At 55.2% G+C, this 14,356-nt stretch carries 14 protein-coding genes and 1 pseudogene; 7 read left to right on the top strand and 8 right to left on the bottom strand.

The window, feature by feature from the left end; all coding sequences use genetic code 11:
* Window positions 1–103: 103 nt before the first annotated feature.
* Window positions 104–1,333, top strand: coding sequence for a peptidase T (gene pepT, locus PUZ33_RS02550; protein WP_058680459.1), 1,230 nt, complete (start codon window positions 104–106; stop codon window positions 1,331–1,333).
* On the opposite strand, the gene tehB is transcribed toward pepT, so the two are convergent.
* Both tehB and tehA read right to left on the bottom strand, forming a co-directional pair.
* Entirely contained in the window at window positions 1,330–1,923 is a 594-nt protein-coding gene (gene tehB, locus PUZ33_RS02545; protein ID WP_058680460.1) for a tellurite resistance methyltransferase TehB, read from the bottom strand. The two genes, pepT and tehB, sit on opposite strands and share 4 nt — an antisense overlap.
* Window positions 1,923–2,924 carry a dicarboxylate transporter/tellurite-resistance protein TehA gene (tehA, locus tag PUZ33_RS02540; RefSeq protein ID WP_058680461.1) on the bottom strand — a complete coding sequence of 334 codons (1,002 nt, stop codon included), beginning with the start codon at window positions 2,922–2,924 and terminating at the stop codon, window positions 1,923–1,925. The genes tehB and tehA overlap by 1 nt, the downstream gene beginning before the upstream one ends.
* A gap of 122 nt (window positions 2,925–3,046) precedes the next feature.
* Between tehA and ydcK the strand changes: the two genes are divergently transcribed.
* A complete protein-coding gene (gene ydcK / locus PUZ33_RS02535) occupies window positions 3,047–4,027 on the top strand; it encodes a YdcK family protein (protein ID WP_058680462.1) in 981 nt (326 codons plus the stop codon).
* Here the strand turns inward: ydcK and rimL are convergent.
* From rimL to PUZ33_RS02515, 4 genes are all read right to left on the bottom strand, one after another.
* Window positions 4,022–4,570 carry a 50S ribosomal protein L7/L12-serine acetyltransferase gene (gene rimL, locus PUZ33_RS02530; protein WP_058680463.1) on the bottom strand — a complete coding sequence of 183 codons (549 nt, stop codon included), beginning with the start codon at window positions 4,568–4,570 and terminating at the stop codon, window positions 4,022–4,024. The two genes, ydcK and rimL, sit on opposite strands and share 6 nt — an antisense overlap.
* Window positions 4,571–4,615: 45 nt before the next feature.
* Window positions 4,616–6,271 carry a glucan biosynthesis protein D gene (locus PUZ33_RS02525; protein WP_013096654.1) on the bottom strand — a complete coding sequence of 552 codons (1,656 nt, stop codon included), beginning with the start codon at window positions 6,269–6,271 and terminating at the stop codon, window positions 4,616–4,618.
* Between the two features lie 243 nt (window positions 6,272–6,514).
* Complete coding sequence (locus tag PUZ33_RS02520; RefSeq protein WP_014831878.1) at window positions 6,515–7,288, bottom strand: ABC transporter substrate-binding protein; 774 nt, start codon at window positions 7,286–7,288, stop codon at window positions 6,515–6,517.
* 10 nt (window positions 7,289–7,298) lie between these two features.
* Complete coding sequence (locus tag PUZ33_RS02515; protein ID WP_058680464.1) at window positions 7,299–8,468, bottom strand: pyridoxal phosphate-dependent aminotransferase; 1,170 nt, start codon at window positions 8,466–8,468, stop codon at window positions 7,299–7,301.
* A gap of 113 nt (window positions 8,469–8,581) precedes the next feature.
* Between PUZ33_RS02515 and PUZ33_RS02510 the strand changes: the two genes are divergently transcribed.
* Window positions 8,582–9,424 (top strand): LysR family transcriptional regulator, encoded by an 843-nt coding sequence (locus PUZ33_RS02510; RefSeq protein ID WP_058680465.1) that lies wholly within the window; start codon window positions 8,582–8,584, stop codon window positions 9,422–9,424.
* Here PUZ33_RS02510 and PUZ33_RS02505 read toward each other — a convergent pair.
* Together PUZ33_RS02505 and hglS are read right to left on the bottom strand one after the other, a co-directional pair.
* Entirely contained in the window at window positions 9,411–10,916 is a 1,506-nt protein-coding gene (locus PUZ33_RS02505; protein ID WP_058680466.1) for a carboxylesterase/lipase family protein, read from the bottom strand. The two genes, PUZ33_RS02510 and PUZ33_RS02505, sit on opposite strands and share 14 nt — an antisense overlap.
* A gap of 42 nt (window positions 10,917–10,958) precedes the next feature.
* On the bottom strand, window positions 10,959–12,302 hold the full coding sequence (hglS, locus tag PUZ33_RS02500) for a 2-oxoadipate dioxygenase/decarboxylase HglS (protein WP_058680467.1): 1,344 nt from the start codon (window positions 12,300–12,302) through the stop codon (window positions 10,959–10,961).
* Window positions 12,303–12,830: 528 nt separating this feature from the next.
* Between hglS and PUZ33_RS02495 the strand changes: the two genes are divergently transcribed.
* From PUZ33_RS02495 to PUZ33_RS02480, 4 genes and pseudogenes are all read left to right on the top strand, one after another.
* Window positions 12,831–13,016: a general stress protein gene (locus PUZ33_RS02495; protein WP_004150795.1), complete on the top strand. Its 186-nt coding sequence runs from the start codon at window positions 12,831–12,833 to the stop codon at window positions 13,014–13,016.
* Window positions 13,017–13,105: 89 nt separating this feature from the next.
* Window positions 13,106–13,600 carry a YciE/YciF ferroxidase family protein gene (locus PUZ33_RS02490; protein WP_014831873.1) on the top strand — a complete coding sequence of 165 codons (495 nt, stop codon included), beginning with the start codon at window positions 13,106–13,108 and terminating at the stop codon, window positions 13,598–13,600.
* Window positions 13,601–13,623: 23 nt separating this feature from the next.
* Complete coding sequence (locus tag PUZ33_RS02485; RefSeq protein ID WP_013096662.1) at window positions 13,624–13,827, top strand: hypothetical protein; 204 nt, start codon at window positions 13,624–13,626, stop codon at window positions 13,825–13,827.
* 25 nt (window positions 13,828–13,852) lie between these two features.
* Window positions 13,853–14,352: pseudogene (locus PUZ33_RS02480) on the top strand (ferritin-like domain-containing protein).
* The last annotated feature ends 4 nt before the right edge of the window (window positions 14,353–14,356 follow it).

Genomic DNA, 14,356 nt, shown 5'->3' with positions numbered 1-14,356 from the left:
TCCTGTCTTTTAATTCGACGGCTAATTAATTCTTTTGCCATTCCATAAATAACATTAAAGTGAGAGAGCAAACACCCGAAAAATAAATAAGGAAGAAAACACTATGGGCTCGCCGCTTTCCAGACAATTAACACAACGCTTTTTCCGTTATCTCGCCATCACCAGCCAGAGCGATGCAAAAGTCAGTACTCTCCCTTCCACTCCGGGCCAGCATGAGATGGCGCGAGAACTGGCCAAAGAGTTGACACAGCTGGGCTTAGACGACATTGTCATCGATGAATATGCCACGGTCACCGCGGTAAAAAAAGGCAATGTGCCCGGCGCGCCGCGGATTGGATTTATTACCCATATTGATACCGTTGACGTGGGATTATCACCGGATATTCATCCACAAATATTAACCTTTACTGGTGAAGACCTCTGTCTGAATAAAGAGAAAGAGATCTGGCTTCGCGTCAATGAGCACCCGGAAATTCTGGCCTATCCCGGCGAAGAGATTATTTTCAGCGATGGAACCAGCGTATTAGGCGCAGATAATAAAGCCGCCGTGACCGTGGTGATGACCCTGCTGGAAAACCTGACGTCGGCGCATCAGCATGGGGATATCGTGGTTGCGTTTGTGCCGGATGAGGAGATTGGCCTGAAGGGGGCAAAAGCGCTGGATCTGAAGCGCTTCGACGTTGATTTTGCCTGGACGATTGACTGCTGCGAGCTGGGTGAAATTGTCTATGAAAACTTTAACGCGGCGGCGGCAGAAATCCGTTTTACCGGCGTCACCGCGCACCCCATGTCTGCCAAAGGCGTGCTGGTGAACCCGCTGCTGATGGCGACGGATTTCATTAACCATTTTGACCGCCAGCAAACCCCGGAGTGCACCGAGGGGCGTGAGGGCTATATCTGGTTTAACGGCATTCAGGCTGGGCAAAACGAGGCCGTACTGAGAGCGAATATCCGCGACTTCGATCAGGCAAGCTTTGCCGCCCGTAAGCAGCAGATTGCCGACGTCGCGGCGCTGATTGCCGCCCGACACCCCACCGCAAAGGTGGAGTACCAGATTGAGGATACCTACAGCAATATCAGCAATGCGATTGGGGAAGATCGCCGGGCCATTGACCTGATGTTTGCGGCAATGGAATCCCTTGGCATCACCCCCAAACCCACCCCGATGCGCGGCGGAACAGACGGCGCGGCGCTTTCAGCCAAAGGGTTGTTAACCCCGAACTTCTTCACCGGCGCGCACAATTTCCACTCACGGTTTGAGTTTCTGCCGCTGTCGTCGTTCGAGGCCTCTTACCACACTGCCCTGCAGCTCTGTCTGCTGGCCGCCCGTTAAGCGGGTTTACGCGCCAGCAGGGTCGCGAAGCGCAGCTTGATGCGGTTGCCGTTCTCGTCGGTGCGGTGCAGTTCGCCGGGATCTTCGTTGTACTTAAGCAGATCCCAGCCTTCGTAATAGTGGCTCAGTTCGCCGGTTTTGAATGCAAACGGGAAGCCGACGGTACAAGGGTAATCCGCGGTATCCATGGCGGCCACAATCAGGTTGTAACCGCCCGGTTTCGTGCAGCGCTGCATATTGGCGATCAAACCAGGGATGGTTTTCGCTTCAAGGAACATCAGCACCACGGTGGAGAGTATGAAATCGTATTCCCCGGCAAAGCTCAGGCTGTTCAGGTCTTTGATCGCCGTCTGCAGATTCGCTATCCCTTCCGCCGCTTTAATGCGTTCGATGTTATCGATGCTCATGGGGTTTTTATCCCACGCCGTCACATCGTAACCGTTAGCGGCCAGATAGAGGCTGTTGCGGCCATTGCCGCAGCCGAGATCGAGCGTTTTACCGGGCTTAACGATCTCTGCGCAGTACAGCACCTCTGAATGGGTACGGGTGAGTCCATATTTCTCGGTGAAGTAGTTTTCGTCGACAGCCATTATTGTTCCTCAGATTGCATAAGCCGTGCTTTCTCAGTGCGCACCAGAAGTTTGCCCTGTATCAGCAGGATGAATGTACGAACCAACAGCATCCCAATGATGAAGTTAGTGAAGATAAAGAGCGGCACAGCAATGGCGTGGAAAAAGCCTGACGCGCTGCTGTGCCCCAGATGCAGACCGGTGGTTGCCAGAGCCGACACGCCAAACGAGAAGCTCCAGAACGATGCGTTAAACGGCTGAGACATATACCACGGCAACAGACGCAACATAAACAGCAGTTGCAACAGGCCATAACCGAACAGCATTTTGGCAAAGGTATCGGCTTCCCCGCCGTTGACGCTAATCCAGGCGCTACAGGCAACCAGCGCCGGGGCCAGTTGAATACCCAGCGACGTACGCAGTGCGGTGGGCAGTTCACCCGCGCTGCGAAGGCGCTGGAGAATAACCGGTTCCAGGCTGAGCCAGGAAAAGACGCCTGCGCCGAGGAAGACTAACCCTGCATCGTTATACCCCAGCGCACCACACGCCATCGCGCTGATAAAATTGTTTGCCACCGTAGGCAGATATAACCCCGGCGTTGTCGCCTCCTGAGGATGGTTACCGCGCCATAGCCCGGCGCTTTGCCAGGCTGAATAGGCAAGCTGCACCACCACGCCCACGGCAAATAACACCAGCGAAACCGGGCGGTACCAGGGGACAAACCCAATGGCAACCAGCATCGTGGTGGCCGGAAAAAGGCTGACAAAGCTGCTCATCACCGGGTGTCGCATTTCCGCCAGCACGCTATGCGGGAAACGCACCGCGCGCGTAATAAACGCCACCGTCAGTAAAAACCAACATACCACCGCAAGGGCAACCAGCCCCTCACCCGGCCAGCGCGTAACTGGCCAGAGGGTGCTGGCGTATCGCCAGGCGAACCCCATGCCGATGATGCCAAGGACCATGCCAAAATAACCTGCGGGCAGGTTAAGTACCTGCCGGGTTTCGTCATTTTTATTCATTAATTTTAAAATTTAAAATGTATTTGAAATGCCATTTTAAGGTGTTTCCGCCTCGGATGCCAGCACAACGCAAAGCTGAAAGTTTGCTACGTTTAGTGAAGACGCTCACCAGGGATAACACGATGAAAAAGTATCGGCTCAGCGATGAAACCCGGCTCTGGCACTGGAAAAACGGCGAAACGCCCCACTCGGCTACATTAAAACAGATTATCGCCACGACAGATTTTAATGACGTAGCCGCCGGGACGAAAGGCGGCTGGATTGAGGATGAACGCGCCTTGTCTCAGGAGGGGAACTGCTGGATCTACGACGAAAACAGCGTGGTCTTCGCCGGTGCGACCGTCTCCGGTAATGCCCGTCTGACCCTGCCGTGCGTCGTCAGCGACCATGCCTATATTAGCGGCAACAGCTGGCTGGACGGGGCAAACGTGAGCCATGGTGCGCAGATAAGTGACAACGTCACCATTCAGAACTCCACCGTACGGGGGGAATGCCATATTTTTGGTGATGCCCGGGTGCTGCATAACAGCATGATTATCGCCGCCAAAGGCTTAACCCCAGACCAGGAGCAGATCCTTAAAATCTACGACAACGCGACCGTCAGCCAGTCGCGCGTGGTGCATCAGGCGCAAATCTACGGCGAGGCCATCGTCAATTATGCCTTTATTGAGCACCGTGCCGAGGTGTTCGACAAGGCGATTCTTGAAGGGAACGATATCAATAACGTCTGGGTCTGCGACTGCGCAAAAGTGTACGGCAACGCGCGCCTGATTGCTGGATTCGACGACGATGCCATTCCTACCGTGCGCTACAGCTCTCAGGTGGCTGAGAATGCGGTGGTGGAAGGCAACTGTGTAATTAAGCACCACGTGCTGATTGGCGGTCAGGCGTGGCTACGCGGGGGGCCGATCATGATTGATGATAAGGTCGTGATTCAGGGACGGGCGCGGATAAGCGGCGACGTACTGATTGAGCACCACGTTGAAATCACCGACGATGCCGTCATTGAGGCTTTCGACGGCGACAGCATTAACCTGCGCGGCGAAAAAGTGGTTAACGGCGAGAGTCGAATCACCCGCACGCCCCTGCTGGGCGCGCTATAGGGGGAAAACTCTGCCGTAAAGGTTCACATCGTCATAACGGCCATTGAGGTATTCCGCTTCCCGCAGGCACCCTTCCAGGGTAAAGCCGTTGCGACGCGCAACGTTGTTGCTGTTCTGATTCGCCACCCGGCACTTGATCACAAAACGGCGGATCTCGCCCCGCTCAACGTAGTAGCGCATAAATGCCTGCAAGGCGCAGGAGAGGATCCCATTCCCCTGATGCGCTTCATCGAGCCAGTAGCCGATGTAGCCCGTTTTATTAACCGGCTCAATGGAATTGAACGACAGCACGCCCACCAGTTCGTCCGCCTGAAAAATAAGAAACATTTTCGCGTAGCCGCGCTGATGTAGCATCTGGTTGCTTTGCACGTTACGTCGGGTGTCTTCTTCCGTTCCCACGTGCTGCGCCCAGTCAAACGCGGTTTGCAGAAAGGTGCGGTTTTTGACAACGAGGTAGTGCAGATCGGCGGTGTAGCGCTCTTCGACGGCGCGAAGTTCGATAGCGTCTGATACCGGGATAATTTCGAATTTTGCTGCGGTCATTGCCCCTCACCCTAACCCTCTCCCGAAGGGAGAGGGAATCGATCGTTAACGCATGACCCGGTCGTCAACGTAATTACGTTTGTCCGGCGCTGGCGGGAAATACTGATACAGCCAGGTTTCACTGATGGCATCGCCCTGACAGCGCAGGAACAGGCGCATATCCACCGGCTCCGTCGAATCCGACGTCGGGTACCAGTCAAACAGAATGCGGTATCCGTCAAACGGCTCAACGTAGAGGATTTCCACCTGCTTCGCTTCACCGCTGGAGAGCGTGATCACCGGCTCAATCCCCTTCGGCGCGGCCGCTTTCAGATCGCCGCCGACAAAGTCGATGGCGAAGCGGCGGGCCCATACTTTCGGGTAGTGTTCACCTGGCGCCCAGCCTTCCGGGAAGCCACCCATACCGGTACGCGTCGCGAAGACGTTGGCCAGCGGGGAACGTACCGGCGGCATGGCGCTCCAGTACAGGCGATATTTGAAGTCCAGCTCATCGCCCGCTTTGACCGCTTTTTCCGGCTGCCAGAAGCAGACCACGTTATCCAGCGTTTCACCCGTGGTCGGGATCTCCATCAGGCCAACCGCACCTTTACCCCAGTCGTTACGCGGCTCCACCCACAGGCTTGGGCGTTTGTTATACCAGCCCATCACGTCCTGATAGTGGGAGAAATCCCGGTCAAGCTGCAGCAAACCAAACCCTTTCGGATTTTTATCGACAAAGGCATTGAACTGCAATTTCTGCGGGTTGTTCAGCGGACGGCAGATCCACTCGCCGTTACCGCGCCACATGGCAAGACGGTCAGAGTCATGGATCTGCGGATGAATGGTGTCGCACATACGGCGCTCGTTATTGCCGCAGCTGAACATACTGGTCATCGGCGCGATACCGAGCTGTTTGATGTCTTTACGCGCATAGAGATGGTTTTCCACTTCCATGATCACCTGGCTCTTCTCGCAGTGGATCACGAACTTATAGGCACCGGTAATGCTTGGGCTGTCCAGCAGCGTATAGACGGTAAAGGTGGTGTCGCCCGGTTTGACAGTTTCAAACCAGAAGGCCGTAAAATCAGGAAACTCTTCCGGCGTGTCGGTAAAGGTGTCCACCGCCAGACCACGCGCCGACAGGCCGTACTGGTAAGTGTCATCCACCGCACGGAAATAGCTCGCGCCGAGGAAAGAGACAATATCGCGACGCGCCAGCTCAGGCGCTTTGAAGGCGCGGAAGCCGGCAAAACCGAGGTCGCTCTGCCCTTCCAGCTGTTTAGTATCTACCCCGGTATCCCCGTAGCTGAACAGCTCCGGGCGGAAGTGGATCTCACGCGCCTGGGAGGTCGACTGATCCAGGGAGAACATCCGCACGCGGCGGCGGAAGCCCATCCCCATGTGGAAGAACTGCACGTCAAGCTGACGGCCTTCAATGTTATTCCACAGGGACTGCTTTTCATCGTACCGGATGGCGTTATAGGCCTGCGGCGTCATGGTTGCCAGCGTTTCCGGCAGCGGACGCGGCGCACCACCCCACGGGGTTTTCGCCAGGTCATGGGCCATGGATTGCAGTACGGAGAAGTCAAAACGACGGCTCTGGCCATCGGCGATGTCAGAGTCAGCGGCATAGGCCGCTCTGGAGAACAGTGAAGCAAGGCCAGAAGTGCCGCTCAGGGCTGCCATTGCCAGCGAACCTTGTAAAAAACGTCTGCGATTCATGCCTGGAAAAACGTCCTTATGGTCGTGTGAATGTGTTTCGCGCTCGGCGAAATGACGGCAAGAAAGAACGCACAGCCTAAACAAAAACGGTTAAGAATCCAATTGTTGGCCGGTGATTATATGAGCAAAGTGAGAAATATTTTCTGTCGACCAGAACGGCCCGAAAGTGGTGTAAAGAAAGCCTGGAAAGTGTGAAGAAAAATGCCCCGGTGCGACATCGACAACCGGGGCGAAATGAGGTGGTTATTTTACGCTGACATCGATACCCGGGAAGTACTTATCAGCGAGTTTTGCGATCGTGCCGTCGGCACGAACTTTATCAATCGCGGCATCAAGCTGCTTTTTGGTGGCCTCATCTCCTTTGCGCAGCCCAAAGCCGATCCCGCTGCCGAGGATGGTGTCGTCAGACACCGGTTTGCCGATAAAGCCAAACCCTTTCCCCTGCGGCTTGCTCAGGAACCCTGCCTGCCCGGCCGCGGACATCACCAGCGAGGCGTCGATGCGGCCATTCAGCAAATCGCCCCACGCCATATTCTGATCTTTATACGACACTACCGTGACACCCTGCTTTTCCCAGTGCTCTTTGGCATAGGTTTCCTGAATGGAACCCTGCAACACGCCAATGGTTTTGCCCTTCAGCCCTTCAGGTGTCGCCTCTACTGCGGTTCCGGCCTTGCCCACTAACTGCGAGGGGATGCGGTAGATAGGTTGGGTAAAATCAATACTTTTGCGCCGCTGTTCGGTGATGTTCATCGCCGAGTTGATGGCATCAAATTTCTTGGCCACCAGCCCCGGAATCAACGCATCAAAGGATGTTTCCACCCAGGTGCATTTCAGCGCTGCGGCTTTGCAAATGGCATTCCCCAATTCAACGTCAAACCCTTCCAGCTCGCCGGAGGCATTGCGGCTCTCAAACGGTGGATATTCCGCTTCCAGTCCGTACCGCAGTTCGGTGGCCGCGAATGACGAAAACGTACACAGCAGTCCCATGCCGACAACTAACGCGCGTAATTTCATCTCAAACTCCTTAGCGTGGTTTAACCCGACACAGGGCCTGGGCACCTGCCCGTAACGTCGCCTCATCTTTGGCAAAAGAGAGACGAATCAATTTATTGTCCGTACCATCCGTATAGAAAGCGGATAGTGGAATGGTCGCGACACCGCACTCAACGATCAGCCGTTTCACCATCTCGCTGTCGGGCTCATCGCTGAATGGGCTGTAATCTGCCAGCAGGAAGAACGAGCCCGCGCTCGGCAGCAGTTTAAACGGCGACTCAGCCAGCAAAGTTTGCAGCAGATCGCGCTTGCGCTGATAAAACGTCGCCAGCGACAGCCAGGTTTGCGGATCGGTCATATGTTCGGCAAACGCATGCTGCATTGGCGTATCGGCAGAAAACATCAAAAATTGATGCACTTTACAAATCTCTTCCATCAGTGCCGCCGGTGCAACACAGTACCCCACGCGCCATCCGGTAACGTGATAGGTTTTTCCGAAGGAAGAGATAATGACGCTACGCTCCGCCAGCTGCGGGTGTGTGGCCATACCGTGGTGCGGCTCATCGTCAAAAACGACGTGCTCGTACACTTCGTCAGACAAAATAATGATATCGGTATTGCGCGTCACGGCCACCAGCTGCTGCAGGTCATTCGCGGAGAACACCTGCCCGCTTGGATTATGTGGCGTATTGATGATGATCATGCGCGTTTTGGGGGTGATGGCCGCGCAGACCTCATCCCAGTTCACGGCAAAATCCGGCACCGTGAGTTTGATGGCGACCGGGGTGGCGCCCTGAAGGCGAACAATCGGCGCGTAGCTATCAAATGACGGTTCGAAGTAGATCACCTCATCGCCCGGATGCACCAGCCCGCTGATGGCGGAATAGAGCCCCTGGCTGGCACTGGCGGTAACCAGCACCTCGCGCCCCGGGTCATACGTGGTGCCGTAAAGGGTGGCAATTTTCTCCGCGATACGCTCTTTCAAAGGCTGCAGGCCGGTCATCGCGGCATACTGGTTATGCCCTGCCTCCATTGCGCGGGTTACGCCCGCAATCAGTTTCGGGTCGCAGGAAAAATTCGGTGCGCCCTGAGAAAGATTGATGGCGTTGTGCTGAGCAGAAAGCTGGCCGATTACGGTAAAAATGGTGGTACCCACATCCGGTAATTTGGAACGGGTTTGTACCGCGGTCTTCAGAGTCATCATTTATCCTTCTCATGGGGATTGCATAACTATTCAAACAACAACGCCGTTGCCGGGACAATCGAATTGTTGTCATAATAGCCATGAGAAAAATGCATAGCTGAGGTGTTTTTATGTCGCGCCGTTCGCTCCCGCTCAATGCCATCGACGCCTTCCTAGTGACCGCGCGTCACCTGAATCTTACCCATGCCGCCAAAGAGCTTTGTCTGACTCAGGGAGCCGTGAGCCGTAAAATCGCCGCTCTGGAAGCGTGGTTTGGCTTTCCGCTGTTTGAGCGCCACGCGCGCGGGCTGCGCCTCTCTTCACAGGGCAGCGCCCTGCTGCCGGAGCTACAATCCGCTTTCGAACAGATGCTGAACGTGGCCGATCGGGCCCGCGCCCAGCATACGGTGATCCGACTTAAAGCGCCCACCTGCGCCATGCGCTGGCTGGTGCCGCGCCTGCTGGAGGTAGAGCGCGAGCAGCCCGATCTGCAAATTGCGTTGACCACCACCACCGATCATAACGTCAACTTTAAAACCGAATCCTACGACGCCGCCATCGTGTTTGGCACGCACATGAGCGCGGGCGATCTGCTGTTCGAAGAGGCGTTAACTCCGGTGCTCAGCCCGCTGCGGGCGGGAGCCGGACTGGGTTCATTGACTTTTCTTCACCCGACACGGGATAAAACCGACTGGTCATTGTGGCTGGCGAAACAGGATGAGCCGGGCGTTGTTATGCACAAAAATCAACACTTCGACACGATGGATCTCGCCATTACGGCGGCCATTCAGGGGCTGGGCGTCGCCATCGCCGATGAAACGCTGGTGGAAGAGGACATCCGCGCAGGAAGGCTGGTGCGGCCTTTTGCGACCAGCATCAAAACCGGTGCGAGCTACCGGCTGGTGCTGCGCGAAGCGCCAGGCACGGAAAACGGCCTGGCCGCATTTCGTGCCTGTTTGCTTAATCGAGGTTAACGTGGTGCTTCATCACCCGTTTAAAGAGGCTCATGCGGGCGCGCATAAAGCGGTTTCCAAGCTTAAAACCTGCATGCTTATTCACACCAATGCGTAACAGGACGTCACGCCCTTTACGGCAGGCTGGCCAGTGCGTCGGCCCAGGCAGGCTGTCACGATGCCCGGCATCGCGGGCAAAACTCACCCAGTAGTCGGCCACGTGGGCGGCGAACTGTAAATCACGCGCGTTCACATACTGACGTGAAGGTTCCACCTCTCCGAGCGTATCAAACACATACGGCACCTCGTTACCGTGCCAGGCACCGTTGATATAGGTGGCGTGCTCCGCTTCGGCCACATAGTCAAACCAGTAGCGCCAGCACGGCGCGCCGACGCGCTGCTGGGCCTGCATCACCACATAGCCCATGGTGGTGAACGCCATATCCCGGCACACCTGCCTTCCCAGCTCTTCATCGCCTTTCACGCCTGGATAGAGCAGCTTGATCAGTCCCAGACCAAAGCGCCGCTCCCGGCGGAGCTTCTGAATTTGTCCGGCGAGATCGATGCCAAACACCGCCATTACGCTCGCCTCGTCGCTGTTGGAGCCAATCATGATGGGGACAGGCTGCTGACGGGCGGCAAAGAAGACGTCCAGCATCGGCTCCGGCAGCACACAATCTCCGGCGACAGGCGCCGGGGCGATATTCAGCGGTGCCGTTAACGGCCAGAACGACTCAGGTGGAATAGCACGCAGCTGCTCCGCTGTCGCGTTCTCCAGCCCAAAATGCGCGGCCAGCGCTTCCCCTTTTCGCAGGGCCTGCTCGCGCGGGGTATCCGGCAAGGTATAGCCACTTTGCACAATCGCTTTATGAAATAACCCTTTCGCCAGCGGCGAGGCCAGCAGCGACAACACGCTGCGTGCGCCAGCTGATTCACCAAACAGCGTGACGTTTTCGGGATTGCCGCCAAAGGCGGCGATATTGTCCCGCACCCATCCGAGAGCGGCGATCTGATCCAGCAGGGCAAAATTATGCACCACGCGATCTTCTTCCCCCTCCAGCGCAGGATGGGCGAAAAAGCCGAGATGACCAAGACGGTAATTGAGGGTGACCACCACCACGCCGCGTTCCGCCAGCGCCCTGCCGTTATAGGGCGGTAACCCACCCGCGCCGAGCGTGAACCCACCACCGTGCAGCCAGACCATCACCGGCAGCGGCTCAACGCGGTCAACGGGCGACCACACGTTAAGATAAAGACAATCTTCTGAAAACTGGCCGGGATCGCCCCCACCCAGCTCCTGACAATATTCGCTGCTTTGCCAGCTTGAGGAAGAGAACGCCGACGCCTGGCGTACGCCGTCCCAGCGCTCGGGCGGACGCGGAGAGCGCCAGCGCCCGTTGCCGACGGGTGGTGCGGCGTAGGGAATGCCGTACCACGCATGAACATTATCATCAGTAAAACCAGCCAGTGCGCCGTAGCGCGTTTCAACCACAGGGGCGGAGGGATATTGCATAACTACCTTCTTTTTCCATCACACCCCTGAAGAGTAACGATTTCAGAGCAAACCGCAACGCTGTTTGCTGCGGGTTTCCGCCTCCTCGTACAGTGCGAACTCGTCATAGACCGGGCAGCCCAGCGCCGCTTCGAAGGCATCCCGGCTGGCGTTACCGTGGCTGCGCGCCTGGGTTTCATTCCCGAGATTGGACTGGAAAATCCCTGCGGCGCTGACCGGCAGGAAATCTTCATAGGTGATCGGCTGGGCGACCACCCACCCGCGTTCAATTAACGGCTGCGGATCGTCGCCCGGACGAAACGCATGACGATGCGCTTCACCCGCTGGCGTCAGGCGATAGCGGAAATACGCCAGCTCCTGTCGGCGCATCATCAGCTCGCTGTCCGGGAAGGCGCTGAACACTTCACGCAGATGAAGCTGATGGGTCAGGTTGTCTTTGCCGGTGCCGGACTCGGCGAGCAAATTGTCATAAAGCTCGCGACCTTTCGGCGTCAACGCCACCCCGCGCTGCTCAATTTCACCAAAGCGCGCGGTATGGGTGCCTTTATGTTCCCCGGCAAACAGCACCGGCTCTTCCAGCGCCTTGAAGCTGGTCTGACGCAATAACACCGGCACCTCGCGGCGCGGCGGCCCTTCAATCAGAATTTTGGGTTCAATGCCGTACTTCGGCATCAGCTCCTGCACCCGGTCAATATCCAGCGTGCGTGGCGTAAGGTGGTTGATGTGGCATCCCGGGAAACAGACCACATCCGCAATCAGGCGATGCTCATTATGCAGCGCCAGATAGGTCTCCTGATCGACCGTCGCATGACGGTGCCAGCGGAAGGTTTCTAACGCTTCCTGAACAAACTCCCGCGCCTGCGCCTCGGTGAACGCCCCTTCTTTTTCATGCAGTTCGATGAGCGCCAGGCAGCGCGGCGTAAAGATGTTGCGGTGAGAGAGGATCTCCGCCGCCCGCTCGCGCAGGGCAACGTTCTCAATCAACTCAAGGCGCAGCAGTGAGGTAAAGATACGAAACGGGTTACGGCACAGCGCCGCATCATCCACCGGGCGAAATGCCGTCGAGTGAACCGGAACGCCCGCCTGAGAGAGATCATAGTAGCTGACCGGGTACATGCCCATGATGGCAAACATACGACGTAAGGTAGAAAGCTCTTTTGCGGTGCCCACGCGGATAGCCCCGTGACGCTCCACATTCAGGCGCGCCAGCTCATCTGCATTCGCCAGTTGTTCATGTAAGAGTGGATTGTTTTCCAGAACCGCCAGGTTTACGTCCGCGACCAGCTCAAGCAAGGTGCCGTACTGCGGAACTTCCTGCTGGTACATCGCCGACATAGCCTGCGAAAAATGTTCCCGAATATCATCAGCCGTGATGGTGTTCGCCATGGTGTCATGCCTCCAGTGAATATTACCTGGAGTGTAGAGAAACCCGTTCCTTCCGGGGGGAAGAATTTACGATTTGTGATCTTACGACGACAGTGGTCAAACCGTGTGCTGCCCGAACCTGTCAGGGCCGTACCTGGCCCCCTTCCTTTCCCCCCGGCCCGTCGTCCAGGAGTTTCCTTATAATTAATGATTATTCTGTTTCCTGGCTATAAAGGAGTAATTTTGGAGGCCATCCCGGCTAAAAATTGAACGAAATTGTGGCGCTACAATTTTTATCCTCACCTTTCAGGTTTTTAGCGGCAACTTAGGATTAATCCGAGCATTTTTTTACAAGTCCTTCCCACTCATCCATATTTTTTCGCCAAACGAAGCGTAAACCCACCAATATTTTTAAATAACGCAACCGTGAATGGCGAAACGCATTTGACGCATGCCGCACAGCGTCTAAAGTTATTACTCGAACGACGAGTGATACGGAATATTTCTGTATCGTACTGACATAACCAATATATGACTATGAGGTTTAATATGGCAGAGCATCGTGGTGGTTCCGGTAATTTCGCTGAAGACCGTGAAAAAGCATCAGAAGCTGGACGTAAAGGCGGCCAGCACAGCGGCGGTAATTTCAAAAACGATCCGCAACGCGCATCTGAAGCAGGTAAGAAAGGGGGTCAGAATAGTCACGGCGGAGGCCGTAAATCTGATAACTCCTGATTTTATTAAGCTGTCTCAGTAATACCAGAGAGCATGCTGCGGGCCGAAAGGCTCGCAGTTCCCTTAACGTTTTAACCGGAGCAAAATATATGAATATGAAAAGTATCGAGGATGTTTTTATTCATCTACTGTCCGATACCTACAGCGCGGAAAAACAGCTCACCCGAGCCCTGAGCAAACTTGCCCGTGCCGCCTCCAGTGAAAAGCTCAGCGCGGCTTTCACCGCCCACCTTGAGGAGACGCAGGGTCAGATTGAGCGTATCGATCAGATTATCGAACAGGAAGACGGTATTAAGCTTAAGCGAATGAAATGTGTGGCAATGGAAGGCTTAATTGAAGAGGCCAATGAGGTCATCGAAAGCACAGAAAAGAATGAAGTCCGTGATGCTGCATTAATTGCTGCAGCGCAAAAAGTGGAACATTACGAAATTGCCAGTTACGGTACCCTTGCCACATTAGCAGAACAACTTGGCTATAAAAAAGCCGTTAAACTTCTTGCCGAAACGCTGGAAGAAGAAAAAGAAACCGATCTTAAACTCACCGACCTGGCCGTAGGAAATATTAACCAAAAAGCGCAAAAATGACGCTATAACACAGGTTAAATATAATGAGCATCAGTCCCAGGACAATTAAACGGTGCCATTTAACGGCAGCTATAATATGGTTCATTCTTGCTATCCCTTCCGTAATATGGTGGAAGAATAGCGTACTATGGGTCATTATCATCAGTATTTACGCCAATATTGTCGGCCATTTATCTGGCTACAGTGCCGCACGTGCCGATCAGGCTGCTGAAAGTGAGACCAAATAAGCGAACCTATAATGAGGAACGAAATATGAATCACGTAGAACACTACCATGACTGGCTACGCGATGCCCATGCAATGGAAAAGCAAGCCGAATCAATGCTGGAATCGATGGCCAGCCGTATTGAACTGATGTTCGCGCCCGTATTGAGCAGCACCTTAATGAGACAAAACGGCAAATCACATTGCTGGAGGAAATCCTCGATCGTAATGATATTTCTCGTTCGGTTTTAAAAGACTCGATGAGCAAAATGGCTGCGCTCGGCCAGTCCATCGGCGGCATGTTCCCGTCCGATGAGATTGTTAAAGGCTCCATCAGCGGCTATGTTTTCGAACAGTTCGAAATTGCCTGCTACACCTCCCTGCTGGCCGCGGCCAAAAAAGCGGGCGACACCGCCTCTGTACCCGCCATTGAAACCATTCTCGCCGAAGAGCGCGAGATGGCCGACTGGCTGATTCGTCATATTCCGCAAACGACGGAACAGTTCCTGCTGCGTTCTGATGCATCAGGTGTCGAAGCGAAAAAATAAACCA

The sequence above is a fragment of the Enterobacter cloacae complex sp. 2022EL-00981 genome (assembly GCF_028737495.1).
Taxonomy (GTDB): Bacteria; Pseudomonadota; Gammaproteobacteria; order Enterobacterales; family Enterobacteriaceae; genus Enterobacter; species Enterobacter cloacae.
This window is presented reverse-complemented; position numbering and strand designations above follow the sequence as displayed.

What these genes read in the sequence shown, in the direction of transcription:
- PUZ33_RS02495 (WP_004150795.1), top strand. Translation starts at nt 12,831, where the DNA reads ATGGCAGAGCATCGTGGTGGTTCCGGTAATTTCGCTGAAGACCGTGAA.
- PUZ33_RS02515 (WP_058680464.1), bottom strand. Translation starts at nt 8,468, where the DNA reads ATGACTCTGAAGACCGCGGTACAAACCCGTTCCAAATTACCGGATGTG.
- PUZ33_RS02485 (WP_013096662.1), top strand. Translation starts at nt 13,624, where the DNA reads ATGAGCATCAGTCCCAGGACAATTAAACGGTGCCATTTAACGGCAGCT.
- hglS (WP_058680467.1), bottom strand. Translation starts at nt 12,302, where the DNA reads ATGGCGAACACCATCACGGCTGATGATATTCGGGAACATTTTTCGCAG.
- PUZ33_RS02490 (WP_014831873.1), top strand. Translation starts at nt 13,106, where the DNA reads ATGAATATGAAAAGTATCGAGGATGTTTTTATTCATCTACTGTCCGAT.
- tehB (WP_058680460.1), bottom strand. Translation starts at nt 1,923, where the DNA reads ATGGCTGTCGACGAAAACTACTTCACCGAGAAATATGGACTCACCCGT.
- ydcK (WP_058680462.1), top strand. Translation starts at nt 3,047, where the DNA reads ATGAAAAAGTATCGGCTCAGCGATGAAACCCGGCTCTGGCACTGGAAA.
- tehA (WP_058680461.1), bottom strand. Translation starts at nt 2,924, where the DNA reads ATGAATAAAAATGACGAAACCCGGCAGGTACTTAACCTGCCCGCAGGT.
- rimL (WP_058680463.1), bottom strand. Translation starts at nt 4,570, where the DNA reads ATGACCGCAGCAAAATTCGAAATTATCCCGGTATCAGACGCTATCGAA.
- PUZ33_RS02520 (WP_014831878.1), bottom strand. Translation starts at nt 7,288, where the DNA reads ATGAAATTACGCGCGTTAGTTGTCGGCATGGGACTGCTGTGTACGTTT.
- PUZ33_RS02525 (WP_013096654.1), bottom strand. Translation starts at nt 6,271, where the DNA reads ATGAATCGCAGACGTTTTTTACAAGGTTCGCTGGCAATGGCAGCCCTG.
- PUZ33_RS02505 (WP_058680466.1), bottom strand. Translation starts at nt 10,916, where the DNA reads ATGCAATATCCCTCCGCCCCTGTGGTTGAAACGCGCTACGGCGCACTG.
- PUZ33_RS02510 (WP_058680465.1), top strand. Translation starts at nt 8,582, where the DNA reads ATGTCGCGCCGTTCGCTCCCGCTCAATGCCATCGACGCCTTCCTAGTG.
- pepT (WP_058680459.1), top strand. Translation starts at nt 104, where the DNA reads ATGGGCTCGCCGCTTTCCAGACAATTAACACAACGCTTTTTCCGTTAT.